The organism is Aliiglaciecola sp. LCG003 (genome assembly GCF_030316135.1).
Taxonomy (GTDB): domain Bacteria; phylum Pseudomonadota; class Gammaproteobacteria; order Enterobacterales; family Alteromonadaceae; genus Aliiglaciecola.
Genome location: NZ_CP128185.1, coordinates 3,606,648 through 3,627,693, shown reverse-complemented (window position 1 = coordinate 3,627,693; position 21,046 = coordinate 3,606,648). Strand labels below are relative to the sequence as shown.

The following is a 21,046-nucleotide window of genomic DNA, read 5'->3' as shown; positions in this document are numbered from 1 at the left end:
CATAAAAAAGGCCACTTATCAGTGGCCTTTTTAATGCTGTAGCAACTTAGCTGAATATTAACGTTATATTATTATTCGTCTAAGAAACTGCGCAATTGTTCAGAGCGGCTTGGATGACGCAATTTACGCAAGGCTTTGGCTTCAATTTGACGAATACGTTCACGGGTAACATCAAACTGCTTACCCACTTCTTCCAATGTATGGTCAGTATTCATATCGATACCAAATCGCATCCGTAACACCTTAGCTTCACGGGCAGTTAAGCCTGCTAACACTTCTTGTGTCGCGTCTTTCAAACTTCCACCAGTAGCAGAATCAAGCGGCTGCACTATGGTACTATCTTCAATAAAGTCACCTAAATGTGAATCTTCATCATCGCCGATGGGGGTTTCCATTGAGATAGGTTCTTTGGCAATTTTAAGCACTTTACGAATTTTATCTTCTGGCATTATCATGCGTTCGGATAACTCTTCAGGAGTAGGCTCACGCCCCATCTCTTGAAGCATTTGACGAGAAATTCGGTTCAGCTTATTGATTGTTTCAATCATGTGTACTGGAATACGAATAGTTCTAGCCTGATCCGCAATTGAACGAGTGATTGCCTGACGGATCCACCATGTAGCATAAGTTGAAAACTTATAACCGCGACGATATTCAAACTTATCTACTGCTTTCATCAAGCCGATGTTACCTTCCTGAATAAGATCAAGGAATTGTAGGCCTCGGTTAGTGTATTTCTTAGCGATAGATATTACCAAGCGTAAGTTGGCTTCAACCATTTCCTTCTTGGCGCGACGCGCTTTTGCTTCACCAATAGACATACGTCTGTTGATGTCTTTAATATCAGCGATGATTAATCCAGTCTCGTCCTCGACTTGATTCATCTTGCTAATTGCACGCTCTAATTCTTCGCGGACTTCGAGCATTGCTTCTACATAAGGAGCACCACTTGCCAACACGGCCACTAACCAATCAGTGGTTGTTTCATTACCCGCAAAGGCTTTAATAAAGTCTTTTTTCGGCATTTTTGCATTCACAACGCAGTGTTTCATCACTATACGTTCTTGAACACGAACACGGTCCATCATGCCGCGCATGTTTTTAACCATGCGATCAAATTGTTTAGGAATTAAGCGAAATTCTTTGAATACTTCGCTTAGTTCGTTAATTTGCTTTCTAGCGTCTTTATGAGAACGACCTTTAGCTGCGATAACATCGCGCGCTTTGTTGTACTGTTCTCTTAAAGCATTGAACTTTTCACGGGCGAGTTCAGGATCAGGACCCGTATCTTCTTCTTCCTCGTCCTCATCGTCTTCGTCGCCATCTTCATCATCAAGCTCTTCTTCAGATAGCTCAGATCCAACATGGGTTGCCGTTGGAGCGACGTCTGTTTCATTAGGATCAACAAAACCGATGATGATATCACTCAAGCGAATCTCTTCGGCTTCAAATAAATCCCATTGGTCGAGTAAATATGTAATGGCTTCTGGGTATTCTGCAACGGAGCATTGAACCTGGTTAATACCATCTTCAATACGCTTAGCGATTTCAATTTCACCTTCACGAGTTAATAGCTCAACCGTGCCCATCTCACGCATATACATGCGCACAGGGTCAGTGGTGCGACCGATTTCGCTTTCAACCGTGGCTAGTGCTTGAGCCGCAGCTTCCGCGACTTCCTCATCAGCAGTAGTTTCTTGCATTAACAATTCATCTGCGTCAGGTGCAGATTCAAATACTTGAATCCCCATGTCGTTGATCATGCGAATAATATCTTCGATTTGATCCGAATCGACAATGTCCTGCGGGAGATGATCGTTTACTTCAGCAAAAGTTAAGTAACCTTGCTCTTTCCCTTTTACGATAAGGAGTTTTATCTGAGACTGCTTGCTTTGCGCCATATAACCTACGTTTCTCAAAATCAGTTAAAAAGTTTATCTGAAAGCCAAACTCTAAAGAGCTCAACACCGGATAAATCTGCGTGCACCGAGGCGTTTGCGAATTAGCCAGTATAGCAGAAAATATACGCTTCAGGCCAGTAATTCGAACGATTTAGTCGGTATTTAGTATGCTTATTTCGTTTGTTTCTACTAGGTGTGGGTGATTAGTTTGGATTCAAGTGTCAATTGAATGTTTTTTATTCAGCACTGTAAGTCGCTTTCGTTTGCGTCAGTAGCTTAAATTCTTGCTTTTCTTCAGCAGTCATAGCACTGCCAATCGCGGTAAGTTGTTGATATCTAGCTTTGAGTTGTTGCTCAATTAAACGATTGAAACTATCAATATATTGCTTTTCAGGACGTTTATCATCGGCATCATGATCGACTTGTAAAAGTTGATTCAAAAAGCGTGCTTCAGGGTCACCGCGAAAATGTTCCAGTACATGACCAGTATTGCTTTGTGGGTTGGCCACACAAAAAGATTGCATCTTAATTAATACTGGTAAGCCTTTAATAAATTCTGGATTTAGGGCTTGGGGTTGTATTTCCGCATGTTGTGAGGCCAAATTTGGATGCAACAGCAGCAATCGAAGTAGCTTCCTAACAGGTGAAACACTGGTGGTCGCAGGTGTTTTATAATCAAGTTTCGGCGATTTACCGCGCTCATTGGCGTGTTTTAAATCCTGTAAAATATCAGCTTTATAACTGTTACCTTTAACTTTTTTACGTAATTCTTCTTCAAGTAATACGACTAAGTTTTCCGCATTTATTTGGCGTATATATCCTTGCGCAGCTTGGGTCAATGCTGCTTTTCCTTCGCTGCTACCGACATTATGCTGCTGTATTAAATTTTCAAAAAAGAATTGTGATAGAGGCACAGACTCTTCACTTAGTAGGCGCTCAAATTCTTGCTTTCCAGCTTTTCTGACTAAGGTATCGGGATCTTCACCGTCAGGTAAAAATAAAAATTTTAATTGTACGCTGTCTTTAAGATGGGGGAGGGCATTTTCTAGCGCCCGCCATGCGGCTTCACGACCTGCACGGTCACCGTCATAACAGCAAATAATCTCAGGTGCGGCACGAAATAGCATCTGAATGTGTTCTGGTGTAGTGGCCGTACCCAAAGAGGCTACCGCATAATCAATATCAAACTGGGCTAGTGCGACTACGTCCATATAGCCTTCAACAATCATTAAACGTTCAAGTTTTCGGTTGGCTTGTTTAGCTTGGAAAAAGCCATACAATTCATGGCCTTTATGGAAAATTCGAGTTTCAGGAGAGTTGAGATATTTAGGGCCTCCTTCCTCCAAGACTCGTCCACCGAAACCTATGACTCTGCCGCGTTTGTCGCGAATAGGAAACATGATGCGATCACGAAAAAAGTCGTAACGGCGGCGATTGTCATTCTCAGTAATTAATTTCAGATCAAGTAACTGTTGCTGCTTCTCCGGTGTTGTCCCGAAGGCCTTATAGATACCATCCCACTCCGGTGGGGCGTAACCAATCCCAAAAGCCTTGACTACTTCACCACTCAAACCACGTTGTTTGAGATAGTCCACGGCCTTTGTTTTTTGTGGATGATGCTTTAGCTGATGTTGAAAAAAGCGGCTGGCTTGTTCCATGAGTTCATAATCATCAGCGATTTGGGCTTTCTGCTGTGGCGTAGGGCCTGGCTTGGTTCCTTGTTCCCGAGGCACTTCTAAGCCATGAAAGCGAGCTAGTTCCTCTACCGCTTCAGGAAACTCCAAACGGTCGTATTCAATCACAAACGAAATAGCATTGCCGTGGGCACCGCAACCAAAACAATGGTAAAACTGTTTATCTTGACTAACGGTGAAGGATGGGCTTTTTTCATTGTGAAATGGGCAGCATGCCTGATAATTGCGGCCTGCTTTTTTGAGTTTAACACGGCTGTCTACCAACTCGACTATGTCAGTGCGAGCGATGAGATCATCAATGAAATCTTTTGGTATACGTCCAGCCATGAATATTAGTCAAACTCTAATTAGGTTTTGGGAGGTGCATTAGGTACTTTATCGCTAGCACCAGAAACAAACAAGCCGCAATTTTTGCAAATCGCGGCTCGATTTTCTAATGCTTTTTGACGTCAATCAAGGGGCTAAGTTGGCTTTTATTTGACCGCTTAGTTTACCCATGTCTGCTCTGCCTTGAACCTTAGGTTTTAACCAAGCCATGACTTTACCCATGTCTTGCATACTTGCTGCTTGAGTTTCAAGCATCGCCTGCTGAATGAGATCATTAAGCTCTTCTTCAGTTAACGGTTGAGGCAAAAAAGTCTGCAAAATTACTATTTCTGCGTTTTCGGTATCAGCGAGATCTTGACGATTAGCTTGCTCATACTGACTTGCAGCGTCATTGCGTTGTTTCACCATCTTAGTGATGAGCGCAATGACATCGGCATCAGTCAACTCGATTCGCTCGTCTATTTCCCGTTGTTTTACAGCAGCAAGAGCCATTCTTATCGTGCCCAGACGTAACTTGTCTTTAGCACGCATTGATTCTTTCATTGCGCTGGTCAATTGATCTTTGAGGGTCATCAGAAACTCAGAAATATATATGCAAACTTAGACGGGCCATTGCTTGATAACCTAAGGCTATCAAGCAAATCAAGCGAGAATTAGTATAACTTGATACGACGTGCGTTTTCGCGAGCTAACTTTTTCAAATGACGCTTTTTAGCAGCTGCTTTCTTACGTTTACGTTCCCAAGTTGGCTTTTCAAAAAATTCGCGACGACGAACTTCTGAAAGAACACCTGCTTTTTCACATGAACGCTTAAAACGACGCAGCGCTACGTCAAATGGTTCGTTCTCTCTTACTTTAACGATTGGCATTAAACTCTCACCTCAAATATTTAATCTTGTTTACCAGCTCTTAAATTAGCCAGTGCGGTCAAAAATGGTGCGGAATTTTAATCATTTCCGCAAACAATGTAAAGTGAAGATTCAGGATTATTTAATAAAAAGACCGATTCAGTGGTCAATAACCGTTGATTCGGGCGCTTCAGAAGCGACAAAAGTAGCATACTTGCGATGAGATAGGTAAACTTCCGGTCTAATTTAAGACTTTTTTAATTGGTACTATGCGAATTCTAGGAATTGAAACCTCTTGTGATGAAACTGGCATCGCCATCATTGATGACGATTTGGGCTTGTTATCACACCAACTATACAGCCAAGTAAAATTGCACGCCGACTACGGAGGTGTGGTACCCGAATTGGCCTCTCGAGATCATGTTCGTAAAATAGTCCCATTAATTAAAGCCGCGCTGGTTGAAGCGAATTGTAAAGCCGAGGATATTGATGGCATTGCCTATACAAAGGGCCCAGGTTTAGTTGGCGCGCTCTTAGTAGGTGCATCTGTGGGACGCAGCTTAGCCTTTGCTTGGAACGTCCCTGCGATAGGTGTGCATCATATGGAAGGTCATCTGCTCGCGCCGATGTTAGATGATCCAAAACCTGAATTTCCGTTTATCGCCTTATTAGTTTCAGGCGGACATACCATGATGGTGAAAGTATCCGGTATAGGCCAATATGAAGTGTTGGGTGAGTCAGTGGATGACGCTGCTGGTGAAGCATTCGATAAAACAGCTAAAATGATGGGCCTAGAATATCCTGGTGGTCCCTTACTGGCCAAATTAGCTGAAAAAGGTATATCCGGAACCTATACTTTCCCTCGTCCAATGACAGACAAGCCTGGTTTAAATTTTAGTTTTAGTGGTCTTAAAACTGCAGCATCCAATACCATACGTAAAGAACCAGAGGATGAGCAAACTCGAGCGAATATTGCCTGTGCGTTTCAAGAGGCCGTTGTAGATACTTTAGCGATTAAATGTCGTCGGGCTTTAAAATATACAGGCTTAAAAAGATTAGTAGTTGCAGGTGGAGTGAGTGCTAACACACAGCTACGTAGTCAACTAGAAGACATGATGAGTAAAATCAATGGGAAAGTCTACTATCCCCGCTTAGAGTTTTGTACTGACAATGGCGCTATGATTGCCTATGCCGGCTTGCAACGACTAAAAGCAGGACAGACTGAACCTTTAGAGAGTAAAGCTAAGCCCCGCTGGCCACTAGATAGTTTGCCGGCTATTTAAATTATAATAGTTGACTGGCTGCTCATTTTTTATGCAGTCCCGTTGCCCGGCCTTTTTCCCATATTTTACTTTCAAGCCCCTGAAAAAGGCGGACTATATTGTCTTTGTGTCGTGCTACTATCAACAAGGCAAGCATGGACACCGGCACTGTGTATTCGGGTTTAATAAAGTAGGTCAGAAGCGGTGATAGCGCGACCGCGACTATGGCGGCTAATGATGAATATCCTGTAGCGAAGACAATCAATGCCCAACAGGCTATCAACGCACCAGCCAACTCCACTCCAATCGGCAACATGGCGCCAAAAGCGGTAGCCACCGCTTTGCCACCTTTAAAACTAAAAAAAAGTGGGAAGATGTGACCCAAACACGCCATGATAGCTACACAGCCCAACATGATTGGTGTGAATCCCAAATAGTAACTCAGCCAAACTGGCACAGTTCCCTTGAGTACATCAAAAAGTAACACTAATACTGCAGGCAGCCTTCCCCCTAATCGTAAAACATTAGTAGTACCGGGGTTACCTGAACCATGTGTTCTGGGATTAGGTAAATAAAAAATTTTACTGACTACTATAGCGCTTGAGACTGAGCCTGCCAGGTAAGCTGATGCAAGCATCAATATTGTCAGTGCTGTCATGTACTTGGCCTTCTTAAACAGTTAAACTGCCACCCAATCGAATCTTGTGGGGTGAGGGGCATTGTAGTTAGATGTGCTGTCACTTAATAGTCTTTTACTTAAATAACTGCGCGGATCTGTCATGGACAAAATTATCATACAAGGCTTGCAGGTCAAGTCACTTATTGGCGTTTACGAATGGGAACGCAAAACTAAACAATCTTTGTTGATTGATGTGGAAATAGGCATGGATCTGTCTAAAGCCGCACTGAGTGACAAAGTGGCGGATACTCTAGACTATGCTGCATTAGCACTGGCGATTGAAGAGCTTGCAAACAACAGCAGTTTTGAATTGTTAGAATCACTAGCAGGTCATATTATTAACCACTTATTTACTTATAACGGCGTTTACAAAATTCGATTGTCAGTCACTAAACCCAAAATATTGGCTAACGCAACTGCGGTAACCGTTGAACTTAATCGAACTGCGCACTAGTTAGATGCGACATCAAATCTATATTAGCGTTGGTAGTAACGTCGAACGTGATAAATATACTCGGGCTGGCTTGCAAGGTTTATATCAGGCATTTGGCGCACTTTCATTATCCAGTGTTTACGAAAGTGAGGCGGTAGGCTTTAGTGGTAGTCACTTTTATAATCTTGTAGTGGGTGCGCAAACAGAAATGTCTATTTCGCAAGTATGCCAGCAGTTAAAAAAAATCGAAGATCGCAATGGTCGGCTACGGGGCGAGAAAAAGTTTGCTCCTCGAACCTTAGATTTAGACTTGCTCTTGTATGATGACCTAGTGACTAATGATCAGGTTATAGTGCCAAGAGGCGAGATTGAATATAATGCATTTGTGTTACTACCCTTAAGCGAGATTGCTGCCGATTTTACCCATCCCACTGCCGGGAAAACAATTGGTTCATTGTGGCAAGCCTACGACCAATCCCAACAAAAACTATGGAAGATCGATTTTAATTGGAGCCCCACAGAGTCATGACACTGTTTGAAATTATTGTTTTAGCAATTATCCAAGGCATTACTGAATTTCTACCGATTTCAAGTTCTGCGCACTTAATTTTGCCATCGGAGTTGCTCGGTTGGACGGAGCAAGGTTTAGCCTTCGATGTGGCTGTTCACGTTGGGAGCTTGTTAGCGGTGATGATTTACTTTCGAGAAGATATATCACGGATGTTATTAGCGTGGCTACAAACCGGCTTTAGCCGTAAGCAAAGTGACGATAGTAAATTAGCTTGGTGGGTGATCCTAGCCACTATCCCAGCCGTGGTGGTCGGTTTCTTGGCCAAGGACTTCATCGAACATTATGCCCGTGAAGCACTGGTTATAGCTATTACCACTATCATTTTTGGTCTTGTATTGTGGTATGCGGACGTGACAGGAAAATTACATAAAAACATCTATCAGTTAAATTGGAAAAGCGCGTTAATAATAGGGCTTGCCCAGGCTTTGGCGTTGATTCCTGGTACCTCACGCTCTGGTATTACTATGACGGCGGCGCTAATGCTAGGCTTGGACCGTCAGAGCAGTGCAAGATTTTCGTTTCTGCTATCGATTCCTGTGATCCTTGGGGCAGGTTTGCTTGCTACACTTGATTTGGTTAAGCAAGACGCAGCGGTGGATTGGCAAGCGTTGTTTTACGGGACGGTATTATCCTTTGTTAGTGCCTATGCTTGTATTTATTTATTCTTGTCCTGGATCTCCAAAATAGGCATGTTACCTTTTGTAATTTATCGTCTAATTTTAGGTGCAGTGTTACTCGGATTTGTGTTTATCTGATCCGCTAAGCAAATTGAGAAACTTAGTGTTCAACCGAAAAATGTAGAGTAGGAAGCAATAACATGGCTGAGACAATATTCGACAAAATTATTAATCGCGAAATCCCTGCGGAGATTATATTTGAAGATGATCAAGTGCTGGCGTTTAAGGATATCAATCCTCAGGCACCCACTCATTTTCTAGTTATTCCCAAAAAACAAATCGCCACAATTAACGATATTGAACCCGAAGATGCGGCCTTGATAGGACAGCTTTATTTAGCGGCTGCGAGTATCGCAAAGCAATTGGGTGTAGCTGAAAGCGGTTATCGGACTGTGATGAATTGTAATCCAGATGGCGGCCAGACCGTTTATCATATTCATTTGCACGTTTTGGCCGGTAAACCTATGGGGTGGCCGCCATATCAAAATACCATGAAGCAGCAGCTCCCGTAATATTAGATTAGGATGCTGATTTTTGGGGCTTGGTGAATGGCAGGGGCTTAGATTTGACGAAATTGCTTAATGCGCGTAATTCTAATGGTTTGCAAAAATAAAACCCCTGTAAATAATCAACCCCTAAATCGCGTAAAATGTTCGCTTGTTGAACGGTCTCCACTCCCTCGGCTATCACTTCATAACCAAAAGCTTCGGCTATGTTGAGCACGGCTTTCACAATGGGTAAGCCATTGGTATCGAGGCTGTGAACAAAGGCCCGATCAATTTTGACGATATCGGCTGATAATTCTTGGATAACCGATAACGAAGAATATTCGGTACCAAAATCATCAATGGATATATGAATATTTCGCTGTTTCAAAGCGGTGATTTTCTCCAACAAGGCTTCCTTGTCAGCGGCGAAAACCGATTCTGTGATTTCTATGTGCAGGCACTCTGGAGCCAGCTCAGTTTGAGCTAATACCGAATCTACGAAATCGATGAATTCATTGTCCTGCAATTGAATCACACTGACATTAACGCTTACCGCAATAGTTGCATGCTGTTGCCAAGATACCGCTGTACTACAGGCCTGTTGTAACACCCAATTTCCTATTTTACGAATTAAACCGTATTGCTCTGCTATAGTGATGAACTCGTCAGGCGGGATATTCTCATTATTTAGGTTCCATCTCAACAGCGCTTCAAATGCGACTGTAGTATGGGTTTTGGCGTCAATTATAGGTTGATAGACTATTCTCAACTGATCTTCTTCAATGGCTTCACTAAGGGCATCTTTGAGACGTTGTTCTCTGGCTAATTGCTTTCCTAGCCGCTCTGAAAATAAGCCTGCAGTACAAGGAGAATTCTTTTTCTGGAAATACATGGCAGTGTCAGCTAACTGTATGAGTTTTATGCCACTGACAGTGTGCTCTGGATACATTGCGATGCCGACTGTCGCGCCTAGGTTTAAACGATTGCTTTCAAACACATAGGGATTGGATATTTTAGCAATTAGTTGTTGAGCTAATTCCAACGCGCTGTTAGCATCTGCTTGATCTAGTCCGACTAGAAATTCGTCTCCCCCCCAGCGACATAGCAATTGCTCGTCTGGACAACTATTCTTTAGGCGCTGAGCCGTCTGTTGTAGCACTCTGTCGCCGGCTTCATGGCCAATGCTGTCATTGATCTTTTTAAAGCCATCTAAATCGATAAATAATAACGCAAAGGTCCCGCCACTTTTCTTGTCATATTCTATGTGCTTATCAAGTTGAGATAGAAAAGCTGTGCGGTTGAAAAGGCCAGTGAGCGGATCAATATTGGAAAGTTGATAAATTTGATTGGTCCGCTCCTCAACCTCTTCTTCCATATGCTCAACCAAAATCGCATTTTCATTTTTAAGCCGAATGGCCACTTGATTAAACTCGCCGGACTTTTTGGCGGTAATAACCATCACAGCTGAAAAGGCAAGACCAAGCAGTCCCAAAATATACTGATGATGTACGTCAGACGTTAATAGGGCTAGTGAAAATGGGACCAATAAAATTGCTGAATATAAAATCGCAGTAGGTTTGTGTGCACCTAGTATGGTGGCCGCACCGCCAGCCATAGCCGCTACTATTATGATATTAAATGCCAGTTCAATGGTTTCAATATGCGGAAACACCATTAAACAATAGAAGCACCACATCAACGCGGTTAAGATGGTTCCCGAGGCAAAGCGAAGCACATACTTTTGCCCATCATAAATAGTGCCACGTTTAGTCTTCTGCCACACTAGCGCATCGGCAAAGCGTAATACAAGCAGAGCTGCCATCCCGATCCACCAATACAACTTCATTTCAAAAATGTTTGCGTCTTTGAAACCAAAGACCATTAAACAAGATGAAAGCAGGCTTATAACCAAGCCAGAATAACAATTGGTGTAGAGTAGTTCTGCGGCGTCGCGTTCACCTTTTTTTTGCAATTCTAGTGATGTATTAATGTTACATTCTCGTCGGTGTATGCGTTATGATTAAGTGGTAATAAGCAGGCCTTGTATGATTGATGCTAAGCATACAAGGCCGTACCGCCTTATAAGCCCAGTACTTCTTTACCTTGTTCAAAGGTAATGTCTACAGGGATGCTAGCATCGGCTAAACGTTGTAAATCATCAGCTAAAGTTGTACTAATTACTCCTTGTTGCTTGACCAATTGGGCTACGCCGTCATAATCACCGTCGCCTTGCAAGGTTAATATCAACTGAGAAAGTGCGGCTATAGCATCACTCATTTTATCCATGTTTACACTGTAGAGGCCGCTTTCGTTTCGACTAAAAGCGCCATTTTGCTTGAAGAAGTTAAACCTTATCATGTTCGCTTTACCGTGAGCACTAGAGGCACCAAATCTAACTGAGCGAAATATCCCTGCCATAAAGGTAACATAATAATCTTCCAGTTGTCCCTCGCTAATGGCGCCTTTACTCAGCAACTGTTCAACCATATAGAGGCCTAAAATATCGGCTTTACCTTCTTCTAAAGCCGAAGCATGTTCCTTCAGTGCCCCGCGCACTGTACTTGAACCTTCCAAGGTGTTCTTGATCCCTAAGCCATGGGCAACTTCATGGAACATCGTGTTAGCAAAAAATGCGTTAAAGGTAATGTGCTTACGCTGTTCCGGTACCATAAGAAGCTCGGAAATTGGCATTAAAATATGCTCAAACTTAGCTTGCATGGCATTTTTCAACTGTAGTCTACGAGTGCCCTTTTGCAATTGAACTTCTTCATCATTAGGGAGATTGATAGCAATGGTTTTACTGCCAGCATTTGAATGTCCAGCATAATAAATCACGTCGTAAGCATTGAGATCCGCATTGCTACCGGGCATTTCAGCTTTATACTGGGCAGGAACTGGCAGTCCTTGTTGCAGCTCTGGCAAGAAGGCAGCGTATTTCGCTAATTTTTCACTCCAACTGAGATCTTTTAACAATACGTATGACTCAAAAGCAGCGCGATAGCCAAACAACTGATCTTCATAGGTTTCAATCGGACCGATGACCAGCTCAATTGGGTTATCTTTCATTTCCATCCAGGCAAAATCTGATGGTTGATAATTATCGGAGGTTAGGGCCTGAGCACGCATGCTTAGATAATTTGAGAACGCTTTATTTTCAGCTAAGGTCGCTGCCTTTAGCAGCAATTTGGCGACTTGATCGAGCTCTTCAGCAAAGTATTCTGAATAAGGGATCTCAACTAGATTACCCTCCATGTCCCGAGAGACCATTGAATACAATCCGTCATGACTAGCGAGCTTGCTCTTTTCATATTCCTGCTTGGACATATCCTCAGGATAAAATTGCGCGCCTAGTGGCTTATCTGCAATGCCGCTTAAAAAGGCTTTGTCTCCATTTAGCCTATCCCAAGGGCCATAATTGATAGCGCTGAACTGTCTGACTTTCGGATCAGCAATGGAGGCTAAAAACTCGTTTTTGTTTTCTCCATAGGCTTGCGCCCAAAATAAGTCGTCCATAATCTTTGATGCATCAATCAGCAAGCCTAGCATTTCTTTCTGAGCCGCAGAATATGCAGAAAGATCAGCGGTAAGGGCGACCGGAAAATAGATATCTAACCGTTGTTCGGCGTCTTTCAACAGAGTCGGAGGCTGGGATTCTGAGGACGTTTTTCGCTCTACTTTCGGGGCCGGATCAGTTTCTGCAGAGGGGCTGCAAGCAGAAAGTAACACCGCTGCTAGAATTACAGAAAGAGTTTTTTTGCGAAACATTTTTTATCCTTATTTGTTTTTTTTGTTAATTGCATAAATAATTGAATTGCAAATTTAAATTGCGTTACGTAGCCTAAAGTCGCATTCTATTTTGGTTTGTTGCAAAGTATTATAAGCAACTTCAATAAGCCAAAAGCCATGTGATTGACGTGGTAACCGTTAAGATACATCATAATAGAAGATTTTGAACACTCAAAGTGTTGAATAAAGAGCGATTGGATTGCCGCTGAATCAGCCATCGCCGAAAACAATAGGTAGGAATATGTCCACTGAGAACGCACTATTAACCATTTTGGTCGAAAAAATTAAAAACGATACAATTGTTTTGCCCACCCTTCCCGCCATAGCCTTGAAGGTCAGACGGGCGGCTGATGATCCAAATGTAAACTTGCATGCAATGGGCGATATTATTGCGCAGGACCCATCCTTAAGTGCGCGAATTATCAAAATATCCAATAGTGCTTATCTCGGCAGAACAGTAAAAGTGACCTCTGTTTCTCAGGCCGTCACACGAATAGGCTTGAGTCAAATCAAGAACATTTCTACCGCATTGGCAATGGAACAATTGTTTGTGTCGAAGAATGAATTGGTAAAAGAATACATAATAAAAATTTGGGACAATACTATTGATGTTGTCTCATATGCGATGGCAGCATTGCAGGTATACACCAAAACTAAGCAGCGTCATCTGAGTTTGGACACTATGACATTAGCCGCTTTGGTGCATAATATTGGTGTGCTACCAATTTTAACTGAGGCTGAACGACATGAAGAGGTATTCGCGAATCCGACCTTTTTGAATACCGCTATTGTTAAACTGTCAGGGCATATCGGCGGTAAAATTATGCGTCAGTGGGGGTTTGAAAATGATTTTGCTGAAGTGGCTGAAAAGTGGCGTGATATGAATTTTGTGCCAGAAGGTGTCACATTTATTGACTTCGTGCGTTTAGGAGCCGTTTTGAGTGGATCTTTTGAAAGCCAAAAAGAGAAGGTTTTGCAAATTTGCATAGACAAGAAAATTATTGAGGATTTAAGTGTCTATGACAGTGAAGAGTTCTTGGAAATGCGCGATAGCGCTAAGTCAGTTTTCGCTTAACTAGCCCTTCACGAACAGATTAAAAAAGCCGAGTGATAACTCGGCTTTTTTAGTTACTCACAAATCTACACTGGCGCTAGTCTTGATCTAACTCAAATGTGGTTTTCAACCACTGAGCAAAACGCACAATTTCACCTGACATCAAGGCAAAATCTGCATCTAAACGTGCCAGCTTATCTTCCTTAGCGATATCGTCGTTTTGCTCTTTGACTACATCGGTAAACTTGAGGCGCTTAATTGACAAGTCTTCCTCAATCATTGCGCTGAGACTTTCATCCCACTCAACGGCTAGCTTATGAACAAATTTTCCAGCATCTATATGTTGAATGATTTCGTCTTCGCCAAGATCTTGGTTTTTGACCCGTACGATACTATCTTGTTCACCCTGACCTCGAAATTCAGCTTCTTCTAATAGTTGAATTGCCGCCGGGGATGAGCCATCTTTAACCCAGCTAGTCAGGTCAGCTTGGATGCTTTTCCGAGCCAAAGGTACTACAGGTAACGAGGTCATCGCTTTGCGTAACATTGCCAAAAAGGCTTCAGCTTTGCCATCTGCTGACGCATCAACCACTACAAGATTATCTTGTAAAGAAACGAATCCGTGGGTAAAGCTATTCTTAGTAAATGCCTGAGGAAGCAGTCTATGAATAATTTCCTGCTTTAAGTCTTGTTGGGCCTTTTTGCCCACTGGCGAACCGGTCTCTGCTTCTATTTGAGCCACTTTTTCTGCCAGTTCAGCGTTGACTACCACTGCCGGTAACAAGCGCTCTTGTTTCTTTAAGCAAATCCAAATACGGCCTTGGGCACTATGGATTAAACTGTCACCTTGTTGCAATGGTGAGGCAAAGCCCATGCTGGATAATTCTTGGCTGCTGCACGGACGAAAGGCAAATGCACCTAGTTGCTTTTCTAGGTCTGTTTCGTTCCAATCGAGTGATTGAGTGATGGAAAATAATTTAAGATTTTTAAACCACATAAAGAATTCTTAGATAACATCTGATAATCAAAATAAGATGGGCAGGGTAGCACAATTTAGAGCTGAAAAAATGCATCAATCCCAAAAATAGCGGCCACAAATGACCGGCTAAAATGGGAGAAATATTAAAAAGCTCAGATTCTAAGATAGTAAATAACCGCTTAGATATTGATATTTTGCGGAAAAGTAATTTCGTATTTAAGCCCTTGGCCTTCAATGCTGGTTGCGACTATTGTCCCCTTTAGGGCTTGGGTGACCAAGTTATACATAATGTGGGTGCCTAAACCACTGCCGCCTGTCCCTCGCTTGGTGGTAAAAAAAGCATCAAAATGTCGCGCTAGATTATCATCAGATAAGCCTTTTCCGTCGTCTTGATATTGAATAAATACTTCGTTCTCTGAATGAGATACATTGATACTTATAGTGCCAGCAGGATTCTCATCAAAACCATGGATCAACGAATTCATGATCATATTGGTAAAAATTTGTGCAATTACACCTGGGGCACATTTAACTACCAAATCGTCTGGGCATTCCACATTAATGGTGTGTTTGGTTTTTTTGAAACTTGGGGCTAAAGACTGGATAACTTCGTTTATATAGACTTTAAGGTCAACATCTCTGATGGCTTCGCTGGTCTGGTCCACGGCAACTTGTTTGAAGCTGGAGATAAGATCCGAAGCGCGGTTTAGGTTGCTTAAAAGTAAATCGGTGGTTTGCTGTGCTTCTGACAAAAAAGCGCTCATTGTTTTGCCAGTTAGCGTTTTATCTTCATAAGCACTTTGTAATACTTTAATCCGCTCTTGTAAAAAGCTCGCAGCAGTGACACCTACACCCAAAGGGGTATTCACATCATGGGCAATACCTGCAACCAAACCACCCAAGGAAGCCATTCGCTCTGATTCGACTAATTGATCTTTTGCCATATTCAATGTTTCCATCGAATCGGCCAGCTCATTATTGCGTTTACGCAACTCATCTTCGATGTATTGACGGTTTTCATTTTCTTGACGTAACTCACGCTGATTAACAATGAGCTCATCTTTTTGTTGCTCTAAATCAAGCATAATCTTGCTCAAGGAGGCTGTTTTCTTGGCAACTTCTTGTTCCAGCAAAATATTTTGATCGTCCAATCTTTGATTTGCTTGGGTTAGTTCATTACGGGCAACTCGGAGTTTTTGTTTGTAGTCGATGAGGTCGTCGATTAGTTCATTGTATGAAACTTGCAACAGCTTCAATTCGTTTTCATCTTCTATATGCAAATGTAATTTTGACGACTCGGGTCGGTCCACATCGAATTCACTGATTTGCTGGGTAAGCTCCTCTAATGGGTCGGTGAGCATTTGTCTAAAAGCGTTGAGAAATAGGAATACCAAAAATGCGGTTTTGATGATGGCGTTGCCAATGAGAAAAAATACTCCCACTTCTATACGCCCGAAAATAATCCCTGCACTGGAGTATAAAGTGACATCTCCAACATGAGAGGTGCGTCCGGAAAACTCAAATATCAGTGGAAAAGAATAGCCGAAAGTACCGCCAGCATGATCACGCATTATGCCGGTCGTGATTATTTCATCCGCTTGCGGTGAGGTTCTGCCTTTGTTGGCGATATATTCACCATTTTCATCTCGAATTTGCACACCTTCGATAATCGGTAAGGCCATTAATCCATCCGCTATAGAGACCGCTTGGGGGTTGTTCAATTCCCAAATGGCGCGGGTTAGGCTCACACTAAAGGTGTTTTTCAATGTCTGCAGTTCACTTTGAATGTGATTTTTGGCGTTCAAATACTCGGTTAGGATCTGCCCCACAGTAACCACTAAAGTTAGAATGAAGTACACTGACAATACCCTAGTCAGTAACTTCTTCGACAATCCTGTTTTGACTTTAGCCATTCACATACCTATACGCGAAAAAAAACGCTATTCCCATGAAAATTAAGAATATGCGTATTCAGGCTAATAAACAAGCCACTGAATAAAATGAGACCAGAACAAAAGCTCAAATAATCAAATTATCTGCGCTTTCAACCGACTATTTAAGGCTATTTTGCCGGGCTCATCGTGAAGCGCCAATCAGTGGGTGATCCACTGGTTAATTCGTGCTATTGGTCAATTTTGACAAATTTGTGATAAGTTTAATAAAAGTGTCACAACTCAAACTAATAATGGCGCCTTTATAATGAGCAGGAATAAATCAATGCCTAGAAGAATTTTACTGGTTGAGGACGAAGCGCCAATCAGAGAAATGCTCGAATTCGTATTAGAGCAATCAGGTTTCGAGACTCTGCAAGCTGAGGATTACCAAGTTGCTTTGGATATGGTTAAAGAGCCTTATCCTGATTTAATTCTTTTGGACTGGATGCTTCCCGGTGGAAGCGGGGTGCAATTGGCTAAAAAATTAAAACAACATGAATTTACCCGAGACATTCCGATCATAATGCTAACGGCGCGGGGAGAGGAAGAAGATAAGGTGCGGGGTCTTGACTCAGGCGCAGATGATTACATTACTAAGCCATTCTCACCCAAAGAGTTGGTTGCTCGGATCAAAGCGGTGATGCGACGGGTGACTCCAACCTCTGCTGAAGAACCCATCTCATTTAATGGTTTGGTGCTAGATCCTGTATCTCATAGGGTCAGCGCAAATGAGGAACCCTTAGAAATGGGGCCGACAGAATTCAAATTATTACATTTTTTTATGACACACGTTGAACGTGTGTACAGTCGCGAGCAACTGTTAGACAATGTTTGGGGAACCAATGTTTACGTGGAAGATCGCACTGTGGATGTGCATATTCGTCGTCTCAGAAAAGCGATCTCGAAATTTAGCCATGATGATATGATCCAAACCGTACGCGGTGCGGGCTATCGTTTCTCTACAAAGGTGTAATAAAACAGCACAATGTTCATCTTTCAACTCACTATGCCGAACTAGTGCCATGTATTATCCTTTTTCATGGCTAAAAAGTCTTTTTAGGGTCCTTGCTTTTTACCTTTGCGTAGTGGTTTTGGGCTTGTATTTCGACGCCCTTGCAGTCAGCATTGCAATCGGCTCGACTTGGCTGTTAGCCTTTTATTCTTGGCATCTGTACCGTTTTAATCGCTGGGTCTGGCACAGTAAAAAGATGACTCCACCCAGAGCAGCAGGCTTTTGGGAGCATATATACGAGGGTGTGTATTACATTCAGCGACGCAATCGTCGCAAGCGTAAAGAACTCACCCGTTTGGTAAAACGCTTTAGGGAAGGTTCGGAAGCCCTGCCTGATGCCACCGTTGTGGTTGATTCCAATGCCTGTATCGTGTGGTGTAATCGATTGGCAAGAATAGAATTGGGCTTGCGCTGGCCACAAGATTCTGGTCGACGGGTTGATAACCTTATTCGCCATCCAAAATTTATTGAGTTTTTCCACAACGGTAAATACGACTTTCCCATTGAGGTTCCATCTCCTTCAAACGTACAAAAAATATTTGAGTACCGGGTTATGCCCTATGGTGAGAAACATCTATTGCTCATCGCCCGTGACGTCACTCGCCTGACTCAACTTGAGCAAATGCGCAAAGATTTTGTCGCCAACGTATCCCATGAATTACGTACTCCGCTTACCGTATTAAATGGCTATCTGGAAATGTTACCAACGGTTGAACATGTTCCTCCCGCTTTTCTGAAAAAAGCCTTCAAGGAAATGCGCTCACAGTCAGAGCGAATGCAAAATCTAGTTGAAGAGTTATTAGTGTTGTCGCGAATCGAAGCGAGTTCAGAGCGGGTTTTCGAAAAGCCCGTCAATGTGCCACAAATGTTAGGGGCTATTCAAGTCGAGGCAAATACGCTGAACAAAGATAAACATCACCAGATTAGTTTCGACATTCATCCTAGCTTGCTGGTATATGGCATCGAAACTGAATTGCGCAGTGCATTTTCAAACCTGATTTTCAATGCCATTCACTACACCCCACCGGGTGGATTGATTAAAGTTTGTTGGGAGTTCAAAGACGGGCAAGCCCGCTTTAGCGTTATTGACAATGGAGACGGTATTGCAGAGAAACATATTAACCGGCTCACCGAGCGATTTTATCGTGTAGATAAGGCGCGTTCGCGTAAAACTGGAGGCTCAGGTTTGGGCCTATCTATCGTTAAACATGTGCTTACCCATCATAATTCGAAATTAGAAATTCGCAGTGAAGCCGGGCAAGGCAGTGAGTTTTCCTTTACATTTTCTGGTGAACTCATCGCCGAGGATAAACATAAAGTAACGGAAAAAATGCCGTGAACATTCGGTTAATTCAATGCTGGCTGTGTGCACTAGTTTTGGTCTCCCCATTGGATAATTTAGTCTGTGCGCAGACATTCGAAGGGCCCAATGATAGCTCTGTAAATCGCACAGAAATTTTCAGTCGCTACCAAAAACAACCGGGTGTAGCAGGCTCTATAACGTCAGTGGGTTCTGATACCTTGGCTAATCTGATGACCAGTTGGTCGGTGGAATTTAGACGATTATATCCTCAGGTTAAATTTCAAATTCAAGCATCAGGCTCATCAACTGCCCCGCCTGCACTGACTGAGGGAACGGCCAACATAGGCCCGATGAGTCGGGAAATGAAAACCAGCGAGATAAGTTATTTTAGCCGTCGCCATGGCTATAAGCCTTACGCGGTTAAGGTAGGTATAGATGCGATTGCATTATTTGTCGATACTAATAATCCACTTGAGGGTTTAACTAAGGTTCAGGTTGACAGTATTTTTTCGGCTACCCGATTTTGTGGTGCAAGCAAACATGCTCACATCTGGAATGATGTTGGTGTTAGCGGGTCTTATGGTAGTAAACCGATCAAAATTTTTGGGCGTAATTCAGTATCCGGTACTTACGGTTTGTTTAAGCATATCGCGTTATGTGACGGTGATTTCAAGGCAACCGTCAACGAACTACCGGGTTCAGCCTCTGTGGTGCAATCTGTCGCCTTTTCAAATGGTGCTATTGGTTATGCCGCCTATGGACACAAAACCACCGCGGTTAAAGCGCTAGCCATAGCGGATCAAACCGGAGCCTTTATTCCTGCCAGTAGCCAAACAATTGCCAATGGCGACTATCCGTTTACCCGTTTTTTATATTTAGTGGTTAACAAACATCCCACAGATCCTTTACCATTACTTGAACAGGAGTTTTTACGCTTTGTGTTGTCTGATAAAGGACAGCAAATAGTGCAGCAAGAAGGATATGTAGGTATGCCAAATGAAACTATACAAAGGCAATTGAAAGCCCTTCTAAATTAAAATTGTCAGGACATAATTGATGGCGAGTTTACCGCAAAATTGGAAGCAATGGGTGTTACAAAGTCTACTGCAAGGGAGCGATGGGGTAGAAATACTCAAAATACTGTTACAAAATGGCTTTACCTTTGAAGCCTCAAAAAAGGCGTTGGGTGGAAATTTACCTGAGGGGATCCAATGCAACAAAGATGAGGCTTTTTTTGCGCGGGTATCGAAGCCGAAACTATTGACTCAATTAGAAAGTTATCAGGCTGAAGTGATTGATGATGATCGCTTACAGATGATTAAAATCGATAACTTTCTCAATAAGCAGGAGTGTGACGCCCTTATTGCGTTAACCAAATCTAAGATGCGTCCCTCCGAGATTCCAAAACGCGCAGAACAGATTTATCAGGGATTTCGGACTTCCTCCACCTGTGATTTACCCTTCACCAAAGATCCCTTGGCCTTTGAGATAGACAAAAAGATCGTTGATGCCTTGGGCCTAGGCGTCGGTGAACGAGAGGTGATTCAGGCCCAACATTATGCCGTAGGGCAGCAATTTAAAGCTCATTATGATTATTTTGTACCTGGCTCTGAGGATTTTAAAACCTATTCAAAAGATGGTGGACAACGTACTTGGACATTCATGATTTATCTAAATGGTGAATGTGAAGGAGGGGAAACAGAATTCGTTAATATCGGCCGGTCATTCAAACCGAGGACAGGCACCGCCTTGGTTTGGAATAATTTGTATCCTGATGGAACACCTAATCCCGATACTATGCATCATGCTCATCCGATTACCCAGGGTGAAAAAGTAGTTATCACTAAATGGTTTAGAGAAGATAGTTACCAATAATTAATCTGCTTGCCGTTGCAAATATCTGTGATGGCTGATTGCAGTCATGATATATGTAATCTAGCTAGTGCGGTCAAGCTTTTACTGTTTTTATGAAACTTTTGTTACAGAACTGCAATGTAACAAAACTGTCACTGATGTTGGATACTCTTCTCGCGGTTCATAATTTTAGCTACCAGGTCTTACCTACCAAAAACCTGGAGCACACAAAACTCGCATTTGG

General features: G+C 42.6%; 19 protein-coding genes. 10 read left to right on the top strand and 9 right to left on the bottom strand.

The genetic code is table 11. The features are described from left to right. Positions 1-71: 71 nt before the first annotated feature. From rpoD to rpsU, 4 genes are all read right to left on the bottom strand, one after another. Positions 72-1,901, bottom strand: a complete 1,830-nt coding sequence (rpoD, locus tag QR722_RS15790) for an RNA polymerase sigma factor RpoD (RefSeq protein WP_286283893.1) — start codon at positions 1,899-1,901, stop codon at positions 72-74. 236 nt (positions 1,902-2,137) lie between these two features. Continuing rightward, the gene (gene dnaG, locus QR722_RS15785; RefSeq protein ID WP_286283892.1) at positions 2,138-3,922 is read right to left on the bottom strand and encodes a DNA primase; all 1,785 of its coding nucleotides are present in this window, start codon (positions 3,920-3,922) and stop codon (positions 2,138-2,140) included. Positions 3,923-4,048: 126 nt separating this feature from the next. Beyond that, positions 4,049-4,495 carry a GatB/YqeY domain-containing protein gene (locus QR722_RS15780; RefSeq protein WP_286283891.1) on the bottom strand — a complete coding sequence of 149 codons (447 nt, stop codon included), beginning with the start codon at positions 4,493-4,495 and terminating at the stop codon, positions 4,049-4,051. 80 nt (positions 4,496-4,575) lie between these two features. Beyond that, positions 4,576-4,791, bottom strand: coding sequence for a 30S ribosomal protein S21 (gene rpsU / locus QR722_RS15775; RefSeq protein ID WP_008845199.1), 216 nt, complete (start codon positions 4,789-4,791; stop codon positions 4,576-4,578). Positions 4,792-5,039: 248 nt separating this feature from the next. On the opposite strand from rpsU, the gene tsaD reads away from it, so the two are divergent. After that, complete coding sequence (tsaD, locus tag QR722_RS15770; RefSeq protein ID WP_286283890.1) at positions 5,040-6,053, top strand: tRNA (adenosine(37)-N6)-threonylcarbamoyltransferase complex transferase subunit TsaD; 1,014 nt, start codon at positions 5,040-5,042, stop codon at positions 6,051-6,053. Between the two features lie 22 nt (positions 6,054-6,075). On the opposite strand, the gene plsY is transcribed toward tsaD, so the two are convergent. After that, entirely contained in the window at positions 6,076-6,690 is a 615-nt protein-coding gene (gene plsY, locus QR722_RS15765) for a glycerol-3-phosphate 1-O-acyltransferase PlsY (RefSeq protein ID WP_286283888.1), read from the bottom strand. Between the two features lie 121 nt (positions 6,691-6,811). On the opposite strand from plsY, the gene folB reads away from it, so the two are divergent. The 4 genes from folB to QR722_RS15745 all read left to right on the top strand — a co-directional run bounded on the left by folB (position 6,812) and on the right by QR722_RS15745 (position 8,904). After that, entirely contained in the window at positions 6,812-7,165 is a 354-nt protein-coding gene (gene folB, locus QR722_RS15760; protein WP_286283887.1) for a dihydroneopterin aldolase, read from the top strand. Between the two features lie 4 nt (positions 7,166-7,169). Beyond that, complete coding sequence (folK, locus tag QR722_RS15755) at positions 7,170-7,673, top strand: 2-amino-4-hydroxy-6-hydroxymethyldihydropteridine diphosphokinase (protein ID WP_286283886.1); 504 nt, start codon at positions 7,170-7,172, stop codon at positions 7,671-7,673. Further along, entirely contained in the window at positions 7,670-8,470 is an 801-nt protein-coding gene (locus tag QR722_RS15750; RefSeq protein ID WP_286283885.1) for an undecaprenyl-diphosphate phosphatase, read from the top strand. Before folK ends, QR722_RS15750 begins: the two co-directional genes overlap by 4 nt. A gap of 62 nt (positions 8,471-8,532) precedes the next feature. Further along, entirely contained in the window at positions 8,533-8,904 is a 372-nt protein-coding gene (locus QR722_RS15745; RefSeq protein WP_286283884.1) for a histidine triad nucleotide-binding protein, read from the top strand. A gap of 7 nt (positions 8,905-8,911) precedes the next feature. On the opposite strand, the gene QR722_RS15740 is transcribed toward QR722_RS15745, so the two are convergent. Beyond that, a complete protein-coding gene (locus tag QR722_RS15740) occupies positions 8,912-10,702 on the bottom strand; it encodes a putative bifunctional diguanylate cyclase/phosphodiesterase (protein ID WP_286283883.1) in 1,791 nt (596 codons plus the stop codon). 257 nt (positions 10,703-10,959) lie between these two features. Continuing rightward, entirely contained in the window at positions 10,960-12,645 is a 1,686-nt protein-coding gene (locus QR722_RS15735) for a dipeptidyl-peptidase 3 family protein (RefSeq protein WP_286283882.1), read from the bottom strand. A 262-nt stretch (positions 12,646-12,907) separates the two neighbouring features. Here QR722_RS15735 and QR722_RS15730 point away from each other — a divergent pair, with 262 nt between their 5' ends. Next, on the top strand, positions 12,908-13,741 hold the full coding sequence (locus tag QR722_RS15730; protein ID WP_286283881.1) for an HDOD domain-containing protein: 834 nt from the start codon (positions 12,908-12,910) through the stop codon (positions 13,739-13,741). Positions 13,742-13,817: 76 nt separating this feature from the next. On the opposite strand, the gene rdgC is transcribed toward QR722_RS15730, so the two are convergent. Continuing rightward, positions 13,818-14,717 (bottom strand): recombination-associated protein RdgC, encoded by a 900-nt coding sequence (gene rdgC / locus QR722_RS15725; RefSeq protein WP_286283880.1) that lies wholly within the window; start codon positions 14,715-14,717, stop codon positions 13,818-13,820. A gap of 161 nt (positions 14,718-14,878) precedes the next feature. Continuing rightward, positions 14,879-16,612: a sensor histidine kinase gene (locus QR722_RS15720; RefSeq protein WP_286283879.1), complete on the bottom strand. Its 1,734-nt coding sequence runs from the start codon at positions 16,610-16,612 to the stop codon at positions 14,879-14,881. Positions 16,613-16,916: 304 nt separating this feature from the next. Here QR722_RS15720 and phoB point away from each other — a divergent pair, with 304 nt between their 5' ends. The 4 genes from phoB to QR722_RS15700 are packed head-to-tail and all read left to right on the top strand — an operon-like array spanning position 16,917 to position 20,823. Then, positions 16,917-17,606, top strand: coding sequence for a phosphate regulon transcriptional regulator PhoB (gene phoB, locus QR722_RS15715; protein WP_286283878.1), 690 nt, complete (start codon positions 16,917-16,919; stop codon positions 17,604-17,606). A gap of 49 nt (positions 17,607-17,655) precedes the next feature. Continuing rightward, complete coding sequence (phoR, locus tag QR722_RS15710; protein WP_286283877.1) at positions 17,656-18,984, top strand: phosphate regulon sensor histidine kinase PhoR; 1,329 nt, start codon at positions 17,656-17,658, stop codon at positions 18,982-18,984. A gap of 2 nt (positions 18,985-18,986) precedes the next feature. Next, positions 18,987-19,985: a PstS family phosphate ABC transporter substrate-binding protein gene (locus tag QR722_RS15705; protein ID WP_502872481.1), complete on the top strand. Its 999-nt coding sequence runs from the start codon at positions 18,987-18,989 to the stop codon at positions 19,983-19,985. Between the two features lie 19 nt (positions 19,986-20,004). Beyond that, complete coding sequence (locus QR722_RS15700) at positions 20,005-20,823, top strand: 2OG-Fe(II) oxygenase (RefSeq protein ID WP_286283876.1); 819 nt, start codon at positions 20,005-20,007, stop codon at positions 20,821-20,823. Positions 20,824-21,046 lie beyond the last annotated feature (223 nt).

Coding starts and splice junctions, on each gene's coding strand:
- QR722_RS15700 (WP_286283876.1), top strand. CDS start 20,005: ATGGCGAGTTTACCGCAAAATTGGAAGCAATGGGTGTTACAAAGTCTA.
- phoR (WP_286283877.1), top strand. CDS start 17,656: ATGTATTATCCTTTTTCATGGCTAAAAAGTCTTTTTAGGGTCCTTGCT.
- QR722_RS15735 (WP_286283882.1), bottom strand. CDS start 12,645: ATGTTTCGCAAAAAAACTCTTTCTGTAATTCTAGCAGCGGTGTTACTT.
- QR722_RS15740 (WP_286283883.1), bottom strand. CDS start 10,702: ATGGCAGCTCTGCTTGTATTACGCTTTGCCGATGCGCTAGTGTGGCAG.
- QR722_RS15720 (WP_286283879.1), bottom strand. CDS start 16,612: ATGGCTAAAGTCAAAACAGGATTGTCGAAGAAGTTACTGACTAGGGTA.
- rdgC (WP_286283880.1), bottom strand. CDS start 14,717: ATGTGGTTTAAAAATCTTAAATTATTTTCCATCACTCAATCACTCGAT.
- phoB (WP_286283878.1), top strand. CDS start 16,917: ATGCCTAGAAGAATTTTACTGGTTGAGGACGAAGCGCCAATCAGAGAA.
- tsaD (WP_286283890.1), top strand. CDS start 5,040: ATGCGAATTCTAGGAATTGAAACCTCTTGTGATGAAACTGGCATCGCC.
- dnaG (WP_286283892.1), bottom strand. CDS start 3,922: ATGGCTGGACGTATACCAAAAGATTTCATTGATGATCTCATCGCTCGC.
- folK (WP_286283886.1), top strand. CDS start 7,170: ATGCGACATCAAATCTATATTAGCGTTGGTAGTAACGTCGAACGTGAT.
- QR722_RS15750 (WP_286283885.1), top strand. CDS start 7,670: ATGACACTGTTTGAAATTATTGTTTTAGCAATTATCCAAGGCATTACT.
- folB (WP_286283887.1), top strand. CDS start 6,812: ATGGACAAAATTATCATACAAGGCTTGCAGGTCAAGTCACTTATTGGC.
- rpoD (WP_286283893.1), bottom strand. CDS start 1,901: ATGGCGCAAAGCAAGCAGTCTCAGATAAAACTCCTTATCGTAAAAGGG.
- QR722_RS15780 (WP_286283891.1), bottom strand. CDS start 4,495: ATGACCCTCAAAGATCAATTGACCAGCGCAATGAAAGAATCAATGCGT.
- QR722_RS15730 (WP_286283881.1), top strand. CDS start 12,908: ATGTCCACTGAGAACGCACTATTAACCATTTTGGTCGAAAAAATTAAA.
- QR722_RS15745 (WP_286283884.1), top strand. CDS start 8,533: ATGGCTGAGACAATATTCGACAAAATTATTAATCGCGAAATCCCTGCG.
- plsY (WP_286283888.1), bottom strand. CDS start 6,690: ATGACAGCACTGACAATATTGATGCTTGCATCAGCTTACCTGGCAGGC.
- rpsU (WP_008845199.1), bottom strand. CDS start 4,791: ATGCCAATCGTTAAAGTAAGAGAGAACGAACCATTTGACGTAGCGCTG.